Raw genomic sequence first — 514 nt, forward strand, 5'->3', positions numbered from 1 at the left:
TTTTTGAAGTTCCTATCCCTCCACATCTCGTGACCCATTCATCAAATAATTTTGGATTTTTTTTAAATTCTGCGACGCTATAGGTTTTTTCACAACCAGCAGCCATAAGCCCTGTGCAAAGTAGCAATGTTGTTATGAGAACTTTATTCATTATTTATTGTCCTGTTTCTTTTCAGAATCTTGTTTATCGTCATTTGTTGAGCCAAATCCTCCCCATTTTTTACGGGTTTCAAATTCAGCTTGCTCTGCATTTTTACAATTTTTCGAATTCAAATCCCCTGACGTCAAACATTTCACTAATACTTCTTCCATCAGTTTTTTATTTTTTTTAAGTTCTTCTACGCTGTGGGTTTTTTCACAACCAGCCGTGATGAGCCCTGTGCAAAGTAGCAATGTTGTTATGATGATCTTGTTCATGTTCAAGCCCCTCTTTTTTTTCGTTTATTGACCACGCATTTTTTGGGCTAAAGCTTTGGTTCGTGCTTTAAATTCTTCTATTTCACGTCTTTCTGCC

2 protein-coding genes are annotated in these 514 nt (G+C 36.4%); both read right to left on the bottom strand.

What is annotated here, in order from left to right; genetic code table 11:
- Positions 1-151 (bottom strand): EexN family lipoprotein (locus ACFIL3_RS11250; RefSeq protein WP_375682318.1); only part of this gene is annotated, 151 nt, incomplete at its 3' end.
- The gene (locus tag ACFIL3_RS11255; RefSeq protein ID WP_375682317.1) at positions 151-417 is read right to left on the bottom strand and encodes an EexN family lipoprotein; all 267 of its coding nucleotides are present in this window, start codon (positions 415-417) and stop codon (positions 151-153) included. The genes ACFIL3_RS11255 and ACFIL3_RS11250, both read right to left, overlap by 1 nt.
- Positions 418-514: the final 97 nt, after the last annotated feature.

This window comes from Bartonella sp. CE47NXGY (assembly GCF_042195415.1).
GTDB lineage: Bacteria > Pseudomonadota > Alphaproteobacteria > Rhizobiales > Rhizobiaceae > Bartonella.